Consider the following 19,038-nt stretch of genomic DNA (forward strand, 5'->3'; position numbering starts at 1 on the left):
TTCTAGTCTGCAAAGAAGGCCGTCCAGTCCGACACGACAGCCCCTTGCACGGCCTTGATTGTGTATTTTTCCTGCCAGACCGGCACGCCTTGTTCATCAACTGTTGGCACCCACGATCGTGCGACACTCTGAATGAGGAAGGGCGCATCTTTGAGACCATAAGCCGGGTGGTAGACATGCAGGAGCTGTCCGGCTTTGAGGCCTGGTTTGCGAGTCACAAACGAAAGCACATGACCTTTCTGGGCGTACTGCTTCAACCTGCTTACAGCCAGGGCGAGAGCTTGCCGCTTGGGCATCTTGTCAACATCCTCGTTGACTTCGACGATACCACTTGTCCCGTCCTGAGCTGAACGAGAAGCTATCTCTTGCTCATCCCTGACGTTGACCGAAATGGGCACCTGAGCGTCATACTGGACTTCGATGATCTGTCCGTCTCGGAGCTTGTTCGAGTCATCGCTACTGAGTGAGTTTGACCCTCTCTCGAAGTAGAAGACGGCTCCAGTTGCGCCTTTAGCTGCGTAGCTCACAGCAACGCCATCGACGCTGATTGATTTCATCGCCTCTACCGGATAGCCGAGCGTCCAGGATGACGCTTCACCATCGGCTTTCTTGGTTTCGGTCATTGGTACAATGTCGATGGCCCCTGTAATCCATTGCGAGTTGCGGTAGCTCTCCTGCGTGTTTTCCAGAGAAAAGCTCTGAATCTCCATCAAATCGGCAGTCGCGATCCAGGGCGCAAGTTCTGCCTCGCGCCGCCGGAAATACGGTGTTCCGTCATGGTCAAAGAACCAGAGGGCGTCACTCTGCTTTGCCAGGTCATCAAAGACGGCCGCGATGCTGGTAGGCTTGCCACTCGCTATTGAGTAGTCTGTGCTGGCAATGAGTGCGCCATCTGCAATGCTTTCAGGCCGGATAGTCACAGCAAGATCATTGAGTGATGGCGACATCAAGGGATCATCTGTACTCAGCACAGTCTTCACATACAGGTTTGTCTGGAATAATGGCGAACTCAAAACCTGGAAGGAGGCAAAGTTGAAGGTGTTTTGCCCGCCCGCTGAATACAAGCCAGAGTAGCCCCCTTGCAAGGGGGTAGTATCGGGATACTCACAGAGCAGCTCGCCATTCATCCAGAAGGAAACGGTGTTGCCTACACGCTGGAAGCGGAACCGATGTGGCGTGCCTCTCACAAACGAAATGGAAGCAGCAGCAACGAGAGAGCTTGTCCCGTTTTCTGCCCGGTAGATTTGTGCGGTGTTGGGCTGGCTTGTTGCCGCTGAATCTCGCACAACACAGGAATAGGCATTGCCATTGTTCAAGCAGAGAGCCGCGCCCCCGTTCTCTGAGCGATCACTGTCAAACACAACCACTGCTTCCATGCCGGGCGTGAGCCGTGTCGGGCGTAGCACTGCATTGAGGCCATTGGAGACAGAAAGGCGGCTATTGGCTGTATCCCACGTCCATACAGCGGCATCACCCCCTGCAAGGAATTGAGAGAAGTAGTCGCGCTGTGTGTCAGAATCGAACTGGTCTATAACTGGCTCTTGTGCGCCAACAATACCAGGGAGAGCAGAAGCACCGCTTGCGCCAGCTCCAACATTTGACCATGACACCCCATCAAACGAGCTTTGTATGCTCGTACTCGTATTTTGTGGCTGGCTTCCGTCCCAGGACAGACTTGTTGACCCGACGCGATCTGCAAGCTCTAACACGATTGCTGGCGTCACGCGTGAGCCTGTCGCGTGATAGTTGCTCACAACAGCCAAAGAGAGGCCTGTTATCCGTGCAGAGACGCTGACGGACTCTGTGGAGAGTGTCGCTCTTAAGCGTGCCTGGGTCATGTTCGTACAGTTTGCGCCCTTCTGCAAGGCCGGGACTGGCTGTCCTTTGCCGACAGTTTGCCAGCTCGCGCCGTTGTCCGGGGAGAACTCCACTTTATAAGAGACATCACTTGGCACCGGCTCATCATATTGAAAATTGATGAGCGAGCCGACAATGTTGGCTCCCACACCCGACAGGTTGAGAGCGGGACTTGTCCAGGAGCCCTGCAAAGAAGACACAATGCCAAAGTTGTCGAATCTGGCTTCCTGAATAATGCCGCCTGATACCGCTTGAGAATTATAAATCCGCATGGCGATATATCCCGGCCCGGCATGGGTCGAGTCGGTGACAGAGATGTATTCCACATCGTCAATGCTGATCTTATGCGTTGCCCCATTGACAACCACCTTGAGCCGGTGCCAGTTGCCTTTCTCAAAGGTCAGAGCCGTACTTGCAAGCTGTGTCCACGATCCCGAACTTGCAGAGTTACTGCCTTTGCCGAATTGAAGCAGACTGGTGCTAAAACCCGCGAAGTAGGCAAAGGAATTTAACGGGGCCTGCCGGGTGGCGGGATAATTGCTCGTCCTGTATTCCAGCCCGGCAACCGCGTAGTCGTTGCCGAGCAGGATATCTATTTCAGCAGTGAAGTTTGTCCAGATCCCGCCCCCGGCGAAATTGAGACGCGCCCTCAGATCGTGCTGAGGGTCAATATTCAGGAAGTAGGCGGCTTGCCGAATTCCGGCTCCGCCATAGCCATTTGACGCGAAAAAGGTTAGTCCGGTCTCATCCCCATCATCCCAGTTTCTGGTGTACTGATTCAGCTTGATCTCGTCTGAATCAGAGCGCACGTTATTGTACGTGCCAGTTTGCCAACTTGCCTTGTTCTGGTAGAGGATAAGCGCGTCTTGTTTGGTTGTATTTGCCGCCGGATTGATCTGATAGCTGAATAATCTCAAGGCAGGCGAAATGGTCGGGTCTGGTGAGCCGTTTTCAAGGTCTAACTTCCACTTGAGACCAACCCCCGGCTTTGTCAGGTCTTGCCCTGGCACAAAGCAAGGGAGGGCCGTAACATTAGGAGCGTCCAGATAGGAGATACCATTGTCGCCGCTGACCTGCACACGGGAGGTGGTCTTGTCTGGGAGATCGGCAACATATGAGAGATGACTTCCTTTGTAAATGCCCACAGTCGAAAGCGCGGTCGGCTCTGCAAACGTCACAGAGCCGCGTTTGTCGTAGGATCGAACGTAGGATACAGCCAAGTCGGTATAGCCATATGTTCTCACGATTTTAGGCACAAACGGGAGGCTGGAAGAAGAGCTATCGAAAATCCACAATTTTGTAGCATTGGACGCAGAATTATAAATCCTGATGTTTCGAAAAAAGGCCTGATAAACGCCTGCTTGATCTCCCTCGAAGCCAAGAGAAACATAGGCGATTTTCTTCCCTACCCAATTTATAGTGGGGACTGAGATCCAAAATCTTCTCTCATACCATTTATCATCAGCCCATCCTTTTAAATCGGTTGAAGGATGAGGATCCAGGTCATTTACATCATTTGAATAAAAATTGTGAATATCTCGCAGCGATGTCCCATCGGTGAGCGTGATGTCAACACTCGCTTTGATCTCAGGCGACGTCGAACTGACCCAGACTTCATACTGCAGGAAATCATTTGCCTGGATCGTGTACCCACCATTGTAGATCTTCACGTAGAGATAGGTGTTGCCAGCGCTCGTACTGGAACACCGGGCGCGAAAGCTCACCGCCCCGCTAGAGCGCAGCCGCAATGACTTATCCGGCCCTATCTCAAGGCTACTGTATGTGTTTGGCGCAAGCCAGCTTGTAAAATCTTTGTATTCCTTTAGAAGAGGTGTGCCAGCAGGTGAGAGTGTGAGCACATCCCGGCCGCTCTCATCGGTTGTGGTAACTGTATTCGAGAGGGTTCCTTGCTGAAAGGCGGCAACATCGGACTCGCGGTAGGATGTGAAGTTCTGCTTGATCCCTTCCCCTTGCAAGGAGGTTTTGAGCAAGTCTACAAAAATATCACCTGCTAACTGGTTACGGTAGTCCTTGCCGCTGAAGAACCGTTTGTCTGCAATGTAGTGCTTGCCGATGGCGTCAATATCAAAGCTGGTGTGGGGATTGGGAAAGAGATTGTGCTTGCTTACCCGATCCACATAGCCGGAAAAGATCAGCTCATCATCTGCCTTGATCTCCAGTTTGAGTCCGGGGTAGTAGTCGGCCGTGCCAAACGTGTCAAGCACCTTAACGCGTGCTGTTGCCCTCTGCTCAATGGTGTCCTCTGTTTCAAGTTCAACAGAGGCAAGGACATTGACACCGTTGAGATAAACGGATAGCGTTTTGCTGCTCATCTACCTGACACCTACCTTTGTCCGTGATCTGTTGGCGATGTAGTTGCCGCTGATCTCACCCAGGACGCGGCCGTCAACCTCCAGCACGATCGGGCGTCCATCCCCTTGCAAGGCAACCTGCACCGCCTGCATGACGGCTGCTCCGGCAGGCTCTGGATAGTCAATTTGTGGCGTCATCGCGGTGGCAAGCCGCGAGCTGGCACGCTCTACGCGCCCGATCTGCCGATCAAGGCCCGATACCAGGATGTCGCCAAAATCTGGCATCCAGTCCCGCACCGAAACAAGCGGCCCGATCTCAGGCGTTGAGAAGTGGAGATATGACCAGATGGTGTCAGCGATCTCTTTGGCCTTTTGGCCTACAGAGCCAACGAGATTGCCCAGACCACCGATCAAATTCGCACCGAAGTCACTCATCCACTGCCAGGCCTGTCCAGGAAGCCCGCTGAAGAAGCTACCAATACCTGACACAATCTCACTTGCTTTGCCGGTCGCTTGATTGTAGAGATTACCGAAAAAGCCGACGATATTGGACACAAAATGAGACACCGTATCAGAAACCCACTTGCCCATGTTCTGGAAGAAGGACACGATGGAATTGACCAGATCTGGCACAATGGAATGCCCGACCAGCACGTCAAAGAGCCACTGGAAAAAGCCGATCACGCCAGATATAAAGCCGGAGACGTAGGATATGACTGACTGCACCCCCATCTTGTAGATCCCTACGATCATGCTCCATGCACCCGACACCATGTTGACAATCCCCCCCCAGATATTCCCCAGGTCTGCACCAAGCTGGTCAAATTGGCCTGTGAACAGGTGAACAAAAAACATGATGAGACCGCTCCAGAGCTGGAATACCCCACTGATGTACTGCACCAAGCCACCGATAAAGGAAATCAGACCTTGAATGAAGGTGGACAGGAAGGACATCCCAGCGGAGAATGAACCGATAAAAAAGGCAACAACGCCTAATCCAATACCTGCAAGCAAGGGGAGCAACGGCTGAAGTCCCTGCCAGATACCTTGCAAGGCTGGAAGAAGCTGATTTTTCCAGGTAGCAACGAGCTGATCCCAGACCGGCTTGAAAGTGGTGGTCAGAAAAGTGCCAAGCAGCATCAAGGCATTCCAAAGCGTTCCAACATGAGGCTGTATTAGCTTGATTCCGTCTGCTAGCCCCTGGAACGCTTGGTTCAGGATGCCTGCACCGGCTTTGACATTAGCATCGCTAAAAAGCCCTTTCAGCCCATCTGCCAGCGGGGTCAGGTGTGGCGCGATATTGGAGGCTATGGTATTGCCCAGATTCTGTAAGCTCTGGACAAAGTTAGACCAGCCACCACCTTTGTTAAGTACCTCCCCAGCCTTGCCGAAGAGATCAACCAGGCGGGAGAAGCCGGGCGCGACATTTGTGGAAATAAAGGAACCAATGCCCGCAAGAGTATCGCCTAAGAGTTTGCCTGCTCCTTGAGCAAAATTCATAAATGCAGGAGAAGATAACAGGCTTACGAGCTGCTGCAAGCCACCCTTCATGGAATTAAACGCCCCCTCTCCAAAGAGGCGCAAGCCCTTCCCGGCTTTGTCCAGGATTGTTGAAAGCAAGCCAAAGGCACTTTCGCCTTGCGCTTTCATTGCCCCTGCAAGGTTGGATTGCTGAATTCCTTTCCTGATCAGATCGATAGCCTTGCCGGCAGGTAAAAGACCATCACTAACGAGCTTTCGTGCCTCCTCCTGAGACATATGAAGCTGCTCGCTCAGATATTTCCAGACAGGGATCTTCCTGTCAGCGATTTGCATCAAGTCCTCAGATGTCGCCTTGCCCGTAGCCATCATTTGCCCGAAGATGCCGGCCAAATCGCTGAGCTGCGACTTATCGAGAGATAAACCGGCTACTGCGTCCCCCAGATCGGTGAGAATGGGGATGATGTCTTTGGCGTTGATGCCAATGGCAAGGAGCCTCTGAGATGTGTCTGCTAGTTGCGGAAAATCGTAGGGAGAGCTATCAGCAAAATCTTCAATCTGCAGAAGCATCTTCTTGGCATCGCTGGCACTGCCCATCAAGGTCTTGAAGGCGATTTCGGTCTGTTCCATCTGCCCGCTTGACTTAAAGATAGCCGTCCCCAGACCGATCGCGGCCCCGACCCCGAGGGACAGTGCACCGGTGAGGGCTGTCCCCAGTCCCATCGCCGCCACCTTCATCCCCTCGAGCTGGGATTTAAAATGAGAGGACATGGAACTGATACGCGAGCTGAAAGAGCTGGCGGCAGTAGACGCCTGATGGAACTCCGCGGCAAGCTTCTGCCCTGTGTTAGAGTCCTCAAGACGCTTGATCTTTTCTCTGGCGTCCTGGGCTTGCTTTTCAAGCGAGACCAGCTTAGCGCGGGCCTCTTCCACGCCGGAGACGGCCTCACCAGCGTTGGCGGCATGCTCAAGCTTTTGCAGTTGTTCACGAGCTTTGCGCACCTGGCTTTCAATCAAGACAAGGTGCGCTTTCGCAGCTTCGACGTTGGTCACAGCTTTGGACATATTGCCACTGCCCTCCATGCTCTGGAGAGCTTTGCCTGTGCTGAAAGCAGAGGATGACACAACTGAGAGCTGGCTTTTTGCCTGTGCCACTCCGCTTTTCAGGCCGGACATGTCTACACTCAATTTCACAATCAGTCCGGATAGAATCCCCATTTATCGCCTCTTTGCCGCTTCTTTCTTCGCTTTCTCGATAGCCTGCTTCTCTCTCTTGGCTTTGATCGAGAAGTAGGCCTGCCACCCAGCAAACTCACTGGCACTCATTCGCTCAAGGAACTCGTCTCTGGTGTTGCCTGCCCCGACGGTTTCCGTCAGGAAGTAGGAGAAGTATTCGAGGTCGTTTGCTTCAAGTTTTTTTGGGTTTCGTCTGCGTCAATTGCGGAGAGTTCCCGAATCTTCTCGGCAATCGGGGTAAGCACTGACATCCCAAATCCCGCCACGCCATCAATGTCCTGCTCAGAGAAGATTTGTTCATTCCCTTCTCGGGTGATGAGAGAGTAAGTGACAAAAGCAGCGGTTTCTAATGCCTCGTTCCGCCCTGTTTCATCTTTGCTCAGGCGTTCAGCCTGGACGACCTCTTTCGCGGTCAACTCTCTGAGAGCAAGCTTTCCATTTAGCCCCTCCAGACCGGGAAGAGTAACCTCAAGGTCTTGCACCTTTAAGCGTCTATTAAAGAATTTTGCTCTGATTTCTGCAGGCTTCATCTCATATTGTCCTTTTGTGATGTTGTAAGTTTACGCTTTGAAAAACTCATCAGTGAGTTGGAACGTTAAGCCCTCTTCAATGAGTGCCGAGACTTCAGTTTTGATATTGCACTCGGATACGTAAGCGTACCCCTCATACCTGCGGCCTGTAGGGGAGACATAAGAGACAATGAGCAGGTCTCGCTCTTGCAAATTCTTCACCCGATCATGATTAAGCCAAAACCTGTCAACCTTTAGCTCCCCCTCGAGCAAGGTCGGGGTGTAGAACTTCGCGCCGGTAGGATTGAAGGTTGTGCTGTCCTCCAGATTTGTTTTGCTCGTAAATTCGACACTTTTCGCATTGCCTATCTGGCTGAACGGATAAAACGCGCCAGAGGCCAGACGCACTTGCAAGGTCGGATCTTGCGGTGAGTCAAAGACGACGCGAGCAGCGACACGATAGAGAGTGAAGCCTGTGCTGACCGGAGTCCAGGTCGTACCGTCTGAGCTGGTTTCAACGATAACTGGCACGTCCCGATCAAGATACCGTTTTGTCGAGTTCGCGATCACATAGGTCTTGTGATCTCCTACATCGGTGAGCATCTCATTGACAAAAGGAACACTTGGCTTGGATGCAACGAGGAATTGTGAATTATACGCGGCAATCGCCATCTGGAAGCTCCTTATGCTCGCGTCACGTCACCATTTATTGTGACGGAGTACTCAACCTCGATTTTCCCTGACACATCGGCCTTGATCGAGTATTCACCGATCCAGGCATCGAAGGAATATTTCTTCACCCCATCGGGAGATATCTCAAGCTGTACCAACTGCCGCCCGAAATAGGCGTCCTCTAACGCTTGCTGGCCGGGATCGCCTACATTCCAGTTTCCCGACAATTTTGTTTCCATCCCTCGCAAGGTTGGGATAAACGTTTTGGTACCGGGCGCACTACTGCTAAATGCAGTAGTTTCCTCTAAGTCGGTCTTGAAAGGAAGTTCCACGCTCGAAATGTCGTGCACAATAGTGCTGCCTACTTTGATCACTGCACTATAAGCCGCTTTTGCCATAGTTCTTACTCCTGTGTCTCAATCCTGTATCTAACAGGCATGTGCCGTACATCTTCTTCTGGGTCGTTGAGAGATTCCGAGAATTCATACCAGCAACCAACCTGCGTCATAGTTGCAAGCTGAAGCGATTGCTGGTCAAGGATCTGATTCAGCCTTGCAAGGATGGCTTGCGCTTCCTTGAATCCTTTTGCTGCACTCCAAATGTGGAGTGTTACCGTCGCTTCATAGCCGCGCCGCTGAAAGCTATGAAACGGGACTTCGGTTGCCTCGCCAATGGTTACATAGGGATAAGTCTGAGCATCAGGAACAGAACTCGCGTCAAATATCCCTTTGACCAGGTTCATCAGTGTGGTGTCGCCTGTAAGCCGCTGATACAAGGCTCGCTGAATCTCTCCGAGTGAGGTCATAACTTCTTGAGCCTTTCAACAAGCCCTTTGCGAGAAATCTCAAATGCAGGCAAGAGATACGGTTGCGCCTGCATCTTTCGCGTCCCGAACTCGACATAGGGCGCATACTCGACATTCGTTCCAACTAGAACCTCGTACCTGTCTGTTTGTTCGTAGCTTATCGAGTTTTTCAGACGACCAGTCCGCACCGGCACCCGCTTCTGTGCTTCGTTTTTGCATTCTTTGCCCGTTGCCAGCAACTCCTGCTCTGTACGATTTTCCAGCTCGTCTACCGCCTGATCCAGATCAGCAAGCACTTTGTCCAGACCAACAATCTCAACTCCCATATCTCAGCTCCTTGCAAGGGTCATGCTAACTGCTCTACCGCAACCCGGCGCAAGACCTCATACGAGGTTGGGTCATACAGATCAATAACCTTGTAGGTGATGCCGTTGATTCTGAGCCTATCAGCGCCGCGGATGTCGGTCAAGCGCGGCACCAGGAGCCGTTTGAGCGTTTTGCCTTGCATACGCTCCGCAATTACCACTTCCTGGGGAGATTGCCCTGAATCAATCAGCGCACATGGCACCGTCGCAACGACAGTCCATGTAATCTCTGTACCGCCCTGCCCGTCGGGCGTGCGTGTCTCTCTCAACACATCACACATATCCTTGAGAGCCAGTTCTGTTGCCAGGTCAGAAAATGCCTGTAAGTCCTCATCACTAATAATCGTCATTTAGAACTCACTCCCGCTTGCTAAACCTGGCTCCAGAAAATCCAGTTGCAACCGCCCGAGCTGAAACCCCTGTGTAGTCTGCCCACCTACCTGAATATCAAGTCCAGCCAGCTCCGCTTCAGCGTCTTTCAAAAGCATCTGCACGCGATCAAAGGCCTGTGAGCGAGACGCTTTGACCGGGCCGGGCAACTCCACATCAAAGCGAATAGCGAGCAAGCGTGAAAACCGCTTGAGCGCGTAATAGTTCAAAAGCGCGATGAACTTAAGCGTATCGGCTTGCGCAACACTGGCCGTTGGAAGATCCTGCTCTGCAACACCAAGATGGCGCAAGCTCATATCAATAGCCGTGCTGTAAGCATCGGCTGTCTGCTCTGGTGTAAACTTGGCCTCTATCGCCAGCTCTCTATATTCTTGCTGAAGGAAGCTCAAGGCGGCTGTTCGATCCATCACGCGTTGTCCTTGATTGGCTGGCCGTTAGCATCAACGAGCACGCCATTGACGACGTATCTCCCGCCTTCAGGGGCCTCGTCAAGCTTGCGCTCTGGCTCCACCCTTGCAAGGGGTTGCTGCTCTGTCTGCTTCTCTTCTTGCTGTGTTTTCTTCTCTGGCATTCCATCCACCTCGCTTAGAAGGTCGGGGTGACATATGTGCTCCCCCCGATGTACAAAACGGCACCATTAGACCTCTCTTGCACCGCAATCCCGTACTCGCGTTCCATATACTGGGCATGCAAGGGGTAAGATTCTAACTCAGCGGCAATACGTAGCGACCCTGACTGAGCATCTCGCACCCGCATCGCGAGCGGTTTCGTCTGCGCCGGGTTGTACGCAAACAAGTAGTTATTTGGAATCCAGGGCTTCACCCAGATTTCTGCCGCCCCAAAGACTCCGATAGCCCGATTGTAGATGTTCATGGTATCAAGCGGCGTCCGGCCAACTGCCGTTGTAGTCGGAGGTAGCACCCGAGCGTCAACATACGCTGTAAAGCCGGATAAGCTGCGGACTGCTGCTTCTTGTGCCTGGCTGATGTACACCTTGATCGTACCGGTGTTGTAGTGTTCCAGCACTGTGTTAATCAAGCTATTGAGCGCATTCACATCTAGCGCTGAAACAGCCAAGTAGTGCGTATGAGTATTACCATCAAAGGCATTCCCATACGGATCGGGGGGAAGCGGTGTCCCGTCTGCATTGAGTAGGGCGCGAATGGGGAGATTCAAATTGTCAACCAATCTATCCAGATAGTTGAGATTATTTGTGGGGGTAAAGATGGCTTTCTTTATCTCGGTTTGCAGTCTCCTGATATCGGCTGTCATGGCCGCGTTCACCTGAGCAGCTATCTCCGCAACCGTACGAGTTTGGAGATACTTGCGGGTCCATTGCAATCCGACCTGGAATAGGCGGAGAGGGAAGCCGACGTTGACGCCAGTGGTTATTTTCTGTACATCTGGCGAGCTGTGCTCATCCCCTTCAATCATCGTCATGGTATCTACGCCACCATAACGACGCAATCTATCTGTCGTTTGCTCAACGAGATCAGAAGTCATCATATTTACAATCTCGTTATGCGCGTCCAGAAATTGCTGTACAGCACGGTAGGTATTCTCTTCGCCATAATCTGCAATCAGCGTTCTATTTGCGGCTAAGGTATCCAGTATTTGGAGGGTGCCGTATGCCATCCTGTTCTTTCCTTTCTAGTGCATCGGCACTACTTAGTAGCTTTTCTGAACGTAAATGCGGGTGCTATCCACGACACGGCCAATCACCGTCGTACCGCCTGTAGAGGGTGCGGTATCCAATCCACCCGGCACAGTCCCTGAGAGATACAACGAGGTGCCAGGAGTAAGATTCTTTCCGTAATTGAAGTTCACGCCCCAGTACAGGGAAAGAGACTCTCCAGGTGCAGCAGAAGTTGCGGCAAAGCCATCCACAACGGCATTGCCATCATTGGCTGCTCCACTCGCGCGGTAGATCTTGCCATCATTTTTGATAACGCAGGCATCTCCTGCGGCGATAACTTCACCCGCGTAGAGGCCAGATAACCGGTTATTTGGGGGCGGCGTGGCACTGGAAAGTGAAGGGGTGCCACTCTTTGTAATTGCGGCCATAGTATCCGTATGCTCCTTTAAAAGTTGTATAAACCACTGCGCATAAGACTTGTCGTGATTGCTTCACTCTTGTGTGACTGCCCTGTCGGTTTTGGGTTTGGTGCATTCCCCGGCAAACCAGCACGTCCTTGCTGCTCAAGCTTTGCCACCAGCGGTTTTGATTTCTCTATCCATGCCAGGCGCTCTTCAATCGGTGCTTCAGCTCCGGGATCAAATGCCTTGATCTCGTCAGGCCAGTCCTTGGTCTGGCTCTCAATCTGGTTTGCAAGGAGAGATGCAAGCTGATTGTAACGCTCAGAGATCGGCTCTAATTCGTTCACTCTCGCCTGATACTGCTCTGCAAGCTGCTTATATTGGCCTTGCTCTTTCAGGCGTTGATCTCCTGCAAGGCGAGCCGCTTCTTCTTGCTCTTTGGCACGTTTGCGATAGGATGCGTTCTCTTTGCGCAGATCGGCAATTTCGCGCTGTAACGCTTCAAGAGATGGTTGATTTTCTGAGGACTTTTCACCCGCCTGGGGTTCCAAGTTGGCCGCCTGGGCCTGGGGACTACTGGTCGCCGCCTGGACGCCATCAGTAGTATTCGTGGTATTGTTGTTCTTCATACTGTACCAGATTCCTTTCAATTTGTAAAGACAACTCGAATAGAGTTTGTCAGTACCTGCTTATTATTTGTATTGCATGGTGCAGCGACAGTGGCTCTTGCATTGTCGCTGACCAATTGGAATCAGCGAACCTATCGGTTGCCAGCCTTTGCGGGCTTCTTGCAAACAGCCCGTACAATGATCCGCGATACCTAGAATAGAGCGTTGCAAGCGTGCGCCACCGATACGGGCGACGCGCTCTCTCATCGCTTCATGGCTCCCTCTGGCCGCTTGCGTGTAGAGCGCACTCCTTGCAAGGAGGGTGCCATCTAATGCTTGCTTGCCGGTCTTGATGTCCTTCACAAAGCCCCTGAGAAATAGATACTGTTCCTTGAGCAAGTTCCCAACAAAGCCATAGTCGGCTGGCGACATGTTTTTTGCGCCACCATTGCCGATCATCGCCATCGCCACATGGAGTGGCTTCAGGATAGAAAGCATCCCGACTTGCCATTGAGCAAGCGAGATCGTGCGATCCACGAGCTGCTGAGACAGATCGCGGACGCGCTGAGTCTCTTTGTCGATCACAGCATCAACTGCCTGCCTGACGATGCGTTCTGGCACAAAGCGGCCCGTTTTCAGATCCACATAGCGTCTGGCACGTGGATTGTAATTGTAGGCGAACTGACTCATTTTTTATCCGGCTCTGGCTCAACAATCTCTGCGTCGATTAACCCCTTGCAAGGGGGAGGCGCAGTGTTTCGCCAAAGCGCTTCTCCCTCTTTGATATCGGTCTCGCTGACAAGAGCGAGAGCATCCAGATCGTCATCTGTCCACTCAATCGCTTTGCCAAGTGGAACCGGCTTTTTCTTCGGTGACTCCCTCTGCATGCAGATCTCCTTTATAAACATGTTTGTACACATCGGCTGGATACTGGAAGGCAAGAGTAAGCAATGCTGTTTGATACTGCTCTTCATTCCATTGCTCCTGCTTGCGCTTGTATTGCATATATAGTGCATCCCGCATATATGGGACAGATGTATTATGACGCCTGGCCTGGATTAACGCGGGAAGAAGAAACATATGTTTGATAATCATTGCTCCACCCCTGGCACAATATCTTCTTGTGCCAAGAGCTGATCACGTTTAATCTGTTCTACCCGATCCTGACCCAATTGCGCAAGCTCCTCATCAGTCCAGCCCTCACCTCGCAAAACGAACTCCAGAGGCGCACCGGCTTGCACGGCCAGATTGACCCCCTGCCAAATCGCTTGTTTCTCTTGCGCCTGCTCCAGACGCGTTGGAGTGAGCAGAGGCCTGGGCATAATCGACATGTCCAATTCTCCGCGCTGGTAGCTCTCAAGTGAGAACGGTAAGAACTTCTGTTGTTGGCGTGTGAGAGAGCGCCCCCACGCGCCACTATTGGCACGGAAGCCAGCCATTGCACAGGCCATACGAAACAGGGAGATGCAAGCCTGGTCATAGTTGGCTTGCACTTCCTGAACCCGGCTTGCGACATCTCCGACCAGGCGTGATGCAGCAGGCCCCGTCACCTGTGACATTGACCGAAGCTCGCGGTAAAAGATCAGCTCCGGGTGATCCTGCTCAATTTCGGCTAATAGTTTGTCTATGTAGATATTTGCTGCTGACAGATCCAAATTCCCGGCCAGACTATCTACCTTCCCATCCTTTGGCCCTTTCAGCATGAGCAAGCTTTCCTGCTCACTAGCAGGCTCGTCAAAATCGTTCGTAGAGCCTCGCTTTTTCGCCCCGAACAAGTTGTTGACATTGCCGTCTGTCCACAAAACCAGAGGCGCACCGATGACCTTATGTACCTGGTCATGGATATGGCTGACCAGATTGTTCAATTCGTCAATTTTGCCCAGGCTCCCGGCAATTGCTGGACTGCCGTGGTCGGAACCTGTATCACAGTGTCGAATCCAGACGGCAGGCACAAAGCCATACGGGTTCTCTATCTCAGCGCCAAAGCCATAATCATAGGGGCGGTCGTCTCTGAAATACCGAAATGATCCCTTGTCTACTTCTTTTCTATATTGGTATGACCCGGCTTCGTCTTTGGCCGTGTACTCAATCACGTATCCTTTGATATTGCCCGCAGCATCCAGCTCCAAAGATTTGACGTACCCCGGCCAGACGATTTCTGACGTGATTTTCCCTCGCTCAATGTCGTCGATCAGCTCAATGAGGACACTTCCCAGTGCGGCCCCATACCTGACAATCACGCTTTTGCGTGACTGCCAGTTGTTCCATGCCCAAAATTGAGCAATGGCCTGTACCAGTTCAGTTGGGGTATCGGAACTGAAGGGAATGGCGACAGGCACGCCATCAGGAAGAGCTCGCCCGTCTTCTGAGAGCGCGCCGGGATAGACGACACCAGCGTAAAAGTCTACAAGCCTCTTTGTCGGATTGTAGATCATTCGAATGTTGCGGTAGAGGTTATACTTAGCCTTGTACGCTGACCAGGCGTTCGACACACGGTCAAACATGCTATTATTGTAATAGCTCCATAACAATGCATATTCAGCAGCCCGGTTTTTGTATTCCGTGTACTCCGGCTGTTCCTCAAACACACGCTTAGCGGCAACGATAGCCGCCTTTCCAGCTTCCATAAGCTTTCCCCATAGTGCCATACTCAATATCCTAGAAAGCCACTGAGGGCTTGTGCTGTATCAATGTCCAGCGGTTCAATGTCTCGCTGGCCGTTCGTGGCCTCTTCTGCCGCCATGCTGATCACGTCAACCTGGTCATCATGTGCCCCCTTCGGGAACAACAGTAGCTCTGTCTCCAGATCATGCAACCAGAGGCCCCCCTGTCGAAAGTAGATCTTGCCATTCTCGAACCAGATAGAGGCTGTGGAGGCGCGTGTGACCTTATCTCGGACGGGTTGGTACTCCTTGCAAGGGATACCTTGAGACAAGGCCTGTTGCACAAGAGCGAGCTGATAGCCCACCTTCTCGATCTTGAAATAAGCGTGAGGATAGTGGTGATGCAGACGCTGTATCAGCTTGAACTGTTCAGGGTTACTGAAGCGGCCACGAATCACATCCAAAAGCAGAAGGTCATGCTCTGGTGTCATTGCCCACACTCCAAAGACCGTGTAGTCCGCATGCTGCTTACTGCTAATCGCCAGGTCTACAGTAATAAAGACACGCTCACAGTGCGCTTTGATGACAGCACGCCCCTCCAGTAGATAAGCATCTGCTGTCTCTCGAAAATACCGGAACCATTCCCGCCTGAATTGACCGCCACCACTTGGGACAGGCGTCTGCTGATACTGAGCTGCATAAGCCTGAGAGCCAAGCTGTTTCTTGAGCCGTGCAAGGGATTCGTGATCGAACCGTTCAGGCCAGAGCAACTCACCCTCTTCCTTGCGCGGATCTGTCCAACCAAGTGAGGTACGACAGCGCGTCGCTTCCTCGAATTCCGTTGGCAGATTCAGGTGTTCCCAACCCCCTAACTCTAAAATGTGTCCACTCACATCCTGCTGGTGGATACGCTGACCAACCACGACCATCGCACCTGTTTTCTGGTCATTGAGACGGCTCACCCACGTCTCGTTGAACCACTGAAGCGCGTTCAGTCTCTGCACATCGCTGGTCGCGTCACTGGCTGGATGCGGATCATCTATGAGAAGTCGATCTCCACCCTCTCCTGTCGTAGCAGCTCCGACACTGGTAGCCAGTCGATATCCTCGCTTGTCATTCTCAAAGCGACTCTTCATGTTTTGATCGCCTGCGAGCCTGAAAATATGCCCATAACGGGACTGGAACCAGGGTGACTGGATAAGTATCCGCGAGCGTCGGTTATCCCTGATTGATAAAGAGAGCGCATAAGAGGCGCACAGCCAGCGCAAAGATGGATCAAGCAACCATGACCAGACAGGCCACATCACACTGATCAGGGTGCTCTTTGCATGGCGAGGAGGCATGTTGACGAGGAGCCTCTGTATCTGTCCTGAACTCACTGCTTCAAGATGCTCGCTGATGGCATGGATATGCCAGCCATCCACAAACGGCGTTGACGGCTCCAAAATGTGCCAGGCGTCTCGGACAAAATCATAGAAGCGAGGTATATCCTGTGGCTGATCTTCCAACAACATGGATTCGAGAGCCGATAGAGCAGCTTTGTTCTTGTTCAAAAGTGGAAGCAGTCTCATTCGAGTGCTACCCCCAGTTTCTTAAGTGCTTCACTGAGCTTCTCCTGTTGTGCTTTGAGGGTGGCGATCTCCTCAGAGACAACCAGATGCTCCAGGACGAGCTGCGCCGCTTTGATCTGGGAATGAGCGGAAGGGGAGACATCTGCTTGAAGATGTCTCAAGAGGGCGGTTATGGCAAGCTCGCTATATTGAACTCGTCTCAGTGCGGCCTGCTCTTCATCATACTGCTTACATCGTTCCTGCCAATTGAATGTAGATGACCATGTAGCGAGTTGACGAAATAATGAAGCTGCGTAAGCCTCGCTCTTGAAGGTTTGTTGATGAACTGTTGAAGGTTTGTGGCGTTCCCGAACCATTTCTTCCGCAAGTCTGCGTAGACTCCGAGGCTGTGGCATGTCGCGATAAGCCAGAAAGGCCCGATAGGCTCTCGCTGTTTCTTTCTTTGGCTTATCATTCATGCAACATCACCTATTGAAAAAAGAGCCGGTAGGTAGAGCTTCCCCCTACTCTCTACCTCTACCCTCTACTCTCTACCGGCTCCAAGAGAGGAACCTGATGGGTTTACAACCACCATACTGGAAGGAGAATAACGACGCCCTACGACTCAAGCCGTGGGCTTCTCAAGTACGTGCTTGAACGTTCGTCCGAGTGCAAGAATGGTGACGGCGGCGTTGTGATCATGATAACGAATAGTTATCACAACACCAAAATTCATAACCTATAGTTATTATACCCCGTGTATCAGGACTTGTAAATACATTCTGGCAAAACTCTCTTCAGAGCGTGAAAAAGCCGGGACACTCTTTCTGTCATCCCGGCAAAAGCTATTCTGGCAAGTAGCTCCCTATGTGCCTGCTGGCGGGCCCTCATTGTTTGTATCTTCTTTCTTGCCGACATGGCTTGTAGAGCCGTCTGAAGCCTCTAAAAAATTCAGTTGTACCGAATTTTCTAGCGCAAAATTGAGGACATCGCGCCGCTCTTCCAGAGACCAGCGTTCCGGCGCATCCCCTTCCACGCGAACATACTGCGAGATGAATTGATAGAATTCAGCATCAGAGCAAGATTCAACGTTAGTTCGCTTGTCGGTATCGGGCAAGGTGAACCACAGGTCTGCCAGATCGAGAAGCGTGTATTTTTTCGGCTGTTTTTTCGGTGAGTCTGAATTTTTTACCGAATTGTTCTTCGGCTTCAGCGCGCCACTGGACTGTTTTGGCATGAAATTTGCCACTCCTTCTAAGATAATGCTGATTGTAATAGATTCTCATGTCATCTGATAATCCACCAGGCCAATGACCCCGAACGATTCTATAAAGAATCAGTTCGCGTACCTGCTCATTGCTTCTCTGCCTGCCTCGTTTTTTATGCCAGACTAAAGCCGCTGGCGAAGCAGAGTGAGCAGGTGAACCTACCGAATTTTTTCCTGAATTTTCAGACTCGGTAGGTTCGGGAGAGGGGGCTAATTCCCCTGCTGATTGGCCTGGTTGTTCAGCAGAGGGGAGATAAAATTTCCGGAGATTGGCTTAATAATTTTTGGTGCTGGTTGTACTGTAGCCTGAGCTGGCGGCAGTGAGGCCGCTTGAGCTGGTGGTAAAGAAGCAGTCTGTGGAGGTGCAAGCTGGTGACGGGCGGTAGGTGGGGCCTTCCGCTTTTTCTCGTTTAATGATCGCAAATCTTCGTACGCTTTTTCTACTTCTGTTATATAGTCTATATCACGGCGAATTGCCTCGGCAGGACGATTCGCCAAAATATAGACTATCGTGCCAATAAGCCAGGGAGAAAGGGCCAGTAGTTCTAATACGATGCCAAGCAGGAACTTGCCGGGCAAGGGGATCGGCTCCAGCATGAGCCTATAAATAATACCAGCAGAGTCCATGAGAAACACGAACCATTTCATACAATCCACAATGAGTGTATATGAAGGGCTGTTGAAACGGACTTTATACTCGCTACTGTACTTTGTCCCGTGAACCGCTTCATAATCGAGAATGTATGACTTCAACTGATGGCCGTATGTAAACAAAACGATTGCCATAATTGCGACCACTGGGCTCACAATTGTTGCCAGCACATACGACCAGGAGAGGCCGAGAGCAGGTTGCAAACCGACTCCAATCATGAACCAGATGCCTGCGGCAAATAAAGCCTCAAGCGCGATGACGGATAAGAGAATAAGAATTCCCCCAAGAGTGCGAAAGTAATTCATTTTTCCGTCCTTTCAGGATATAATGTCGCTTAGTCCTGAACCTAGTGACAGGACTGCTGGCCGGGAAGGTGCCTTCAACACCAGCCCGGCTTTTCACTTACTCTTGTGAAGCACCCCATGCATAAATGCAGGGGCTTCTACAGCTACCCCACGGGGGATAACTGTGGGACACTTCCTGCCCCTTTTGATTTACGGTAGCGGATGAGTATGTTAAGTGCCGCATTGTGGTCACGGTCCAGTTCACACCCACAATGCGGACAAGAGTGCCAGCGGACACTCAAATCCTTCTTCACCACACACCCGCATGATGAGCAGACTTGGGAGGTATCTTTGGGTGCCACTTTGACGACGGTACAGCCAGCTTCTTCCGCTTTGCTTGCACAGAGAGCGA

21 protein-coding genes are annotated in these 19,038 nt (G+C 51.8%); all 21 read right to left on the reverse strand.

All coding sequences use genetic code 11. The annotated features are described in order from the left end of the window. Positions 1-2: 2 nt before the first annotated feature. Positions 3-4,190, reverse strand: a complete 4,188-nt coding sequence (locus EI42_RS29445; RefSeq protein ID WP_111326214.1) for a hypothetical protein — start codon at positions 4,188-4,190, stop codon at positions 3-5. Beyond that, complete coding sequence (locus EI42_RS29450) at positions 4,191-6,866, reverse strand: tape measure protein (RefSeq protein ID WP_111326215.1); 2,676 nt, start codon at positions 6,864-6,866, stop codon at positions 4,191-4,193. A gap of 155 nt (positions 6,867-7,021) precedes the next feature. Beyond that, complete coding sequence (locus tag EI42_RS29455) at positions 7,022-7,414, reverse strand: hypothetical protein (protein WP_111326216.1); 393 nt, start codon at positions 7,412-7,414, stop codon at positions 7,022-7,024. A gap of 30 nt (positions 7,415-7,444) precedes the next feature. Continuing rightward, positions 7,445-8,065: a hypothetical protein gene (locus EI42_RS29460; RefSeq protein ID WP_111326217.1), complete on the reverse strand. Its 621-nt coding sequence runs from the start codon at positions 8,063-8,065 to the stop codon at positions 7,445-7,447. An 11-nt stretch (positions 8,066-8,076) separates the two neighbouring features. Then, on the reverse strand, positions 8,077-8,397 hold the full coding sequence (locus EI42_RS29465) for a phage tail tube protein (RefSeq protein ID WP_211326410.1): 321 nt from the start codon (positions 8,395-8,397) through the stop codon (positions 8,077-8,079). A 71-nt stretch (positions 8,398-8,468) separates the two neighbouring features. Beyond that, positions 8,469-8,870: a DUF3168 domain-containing protein gene (locus EI42_RS29470; protein ID WP_111326219.1), complete on the reverse strand. Its 402-nt coding sequence runs from the start codon at positions 8,868-8,870 to the stop codon at positions 8,469-8,471. Continuing rightward, positions 8,867-9,196, reverse strand: a complete 330-nt coding sequence (locus EI42_RS29475) for an HK97-gp10 family putative phage morphogenesis protein (RefSeq protein WP_111326220.1) — start codon at positions 9,194-9,196, stop codon at positions 8,867-8,869. The genes EI42_RS29470 and EI42_RS29475 overlap by 4 nt, the downstream gene beginning before the upstream one ends. A gap of 20 nt (positions 9,197-9,216) precedes the next feature. After that, the gene (locus EI42_RS29480) at positions 9,217-9,585 is read right to left on the reverse strand and encodes a phage head completion protein (RefSeq protein ID WP_111326221.1); all 369 of its coding nucleotides are present in this window, start codon (positions 9,583-9,585) and stop codon (positions 9,217-9,219) included. Next, the gene (locus EI42_RS29485; protein WP_137686213.1) at positions 9,586-10,035 is read right to left on the reverse strand and encodes a hypothetical protein; all 450 of its coding nucleotides are present in this window, start codon (positions 10,033-10,035) and stop codon (positions 9,586-9,588) included. Then, positions 10,032-10,196: a hypothetical protein gene (locus tag EI42_RS32950; protein WP_170143010.1), complete on the reverse strand. Its 165-nt coding sequence runs from the start codon at positions 10,194-10,196 to the stop codon at positions 10,032-10,034. The genes EI42_RS29485 and EI42_RS32950 overlap by 4 nt, the downstream gene beginning before the upstream one ends. A gap of 14 nt (positions 10,197-10,210) precedes the next feature. Next, a complete protein-coding gene (locus tag EI42_RS29490) occupies positions 10,211-11,260 on the reverse strand; it encodes a hypothetical protein (protein ID WP_111326223.1) in 1,050 nt (349 codons plus the stop codon). A 33-nt stretch (positions 11,261-11,293) separates the two neighbouring features. Continuing rightward, positions 11,294-11,689, reverse strand: a complete 396-nt coding sequence (locus EI42_RS29495) for a hypothetical protein (protein WP_111326224.1) — start codon at positions 11,687-11,689, stop codon at positions 11,294-11,296. A 17-nt stretch (positions 11,690-11,706) separates the two neighbouring features. Beyond that, the gene (locus tag EI42_RS29500) at positions 11,707-12,291 is read right to left on the reverse strand and encodes a hypothetical protein (protein WP_111326225.1); all 585 of its coding nucleotides are present in this window, start codon (positions 12,289-12,291) and stop codon (positions 11,707-11,709) included. A gap of 63 nt (positions 12,292-12,354) precedes the next feature. Then, positions 12,355-12,960 (reverse strand): hypothetical protein, encoded by a 606-nt coding sequence (locus EI42_RS29505; RefSeq protein WP_111326226.1) that lies wholly within the window; start codon positions 12,958-12,960, stop codon positions 12,355-12,357. Continuing rightward, positions 12,957-13,157, reverse strand: a complete 201-nt coding sequence (locus EI42_RS29510) for a hypothetical protein (protein WP_137686212.1) — start codon at positions 13,155-13,157, stop codon at positions 12,957-12,959. Before EI42_RS29510 ends, EI42_RS29505 begins: the two co-directional genes overlap by 4 nt. A gap of 204 nt (positions 13,158-13,361) precedes the next feature. Continuing rightward, entirely contained in the window at positions 13,362-14,918 is a 1,557-nt protein-coding gene (locus tag EI42_RS29515) for a phage portal protein (protein WP_111326228.1), read from the reverse strand. A 2-nt stretch (positions 14,919-14,920) separates the two neighbouring features. Continuing rightward, positions 14,921-16,387, reverse strand: a complete 1,467-nt coding sequence (gene terL / locus EI42_RS29520; protein ID WP_211326411.1) for a phage terminase large subunit — start codon at positions 16,385-16,387, stop codon at positions 14,921-14,923. Between the two features lie 53 nt (positions 16,388-16,440). Then, the gene (locus EI42_RS29525; RefSeq protein WP_111326230.1) at positions 16,441-16,902 is read right to left on the reverse strand and encodes a hypothetical protein; all 462 of its coding nucleotides are present in this window, start codon (positions 16,900-16,902) and stop codon (positions 16,441-16,443) included. Positions 16,903-17,288: 386 nt separating this feature from the next. Then, positions 17,289-17,660: a hypothetical protein gene (locus EI42_RS29530; protein ID WP_111326231.1), complete on the reverse strand. Its 372-nt coding sequence runs from the start codon at positions 17,658-17,660 to the stop codon at positions 17,289-17,291. Positions 17,661-17,900: 240 nt separating this feature from the next. After that, positions 17,901-18,647, reverse strand: a complete 747-nt coding sequence (locus EI42_RS29535) for a hypothetical protein (protein WP_111326232.1) — start codon at positions 18,645-18,647, stop codon at positions 17,901-17,903. Positions 18,648-18,790: 143 nt separating this feature from the next. Continuing rightward, on the reverse strand, positions 18,791-19,038 hold a 248-nt coding region (locus EI42_RS29540; protein ID WP_146505457.1), incomplete at its 5' end, for a zinc ribbon domain-containing protein.

This window comes from Thermosporothrix hazakensis, assembly GCF_003253565.1.
Classification (GTDB): Bacteria; Chloroflexota; Ktedonobacteria; order Ktedonobacterales; family Ktedonobacteraceae; genus Thermosporothrix; species Thermosporothrix hazakensis.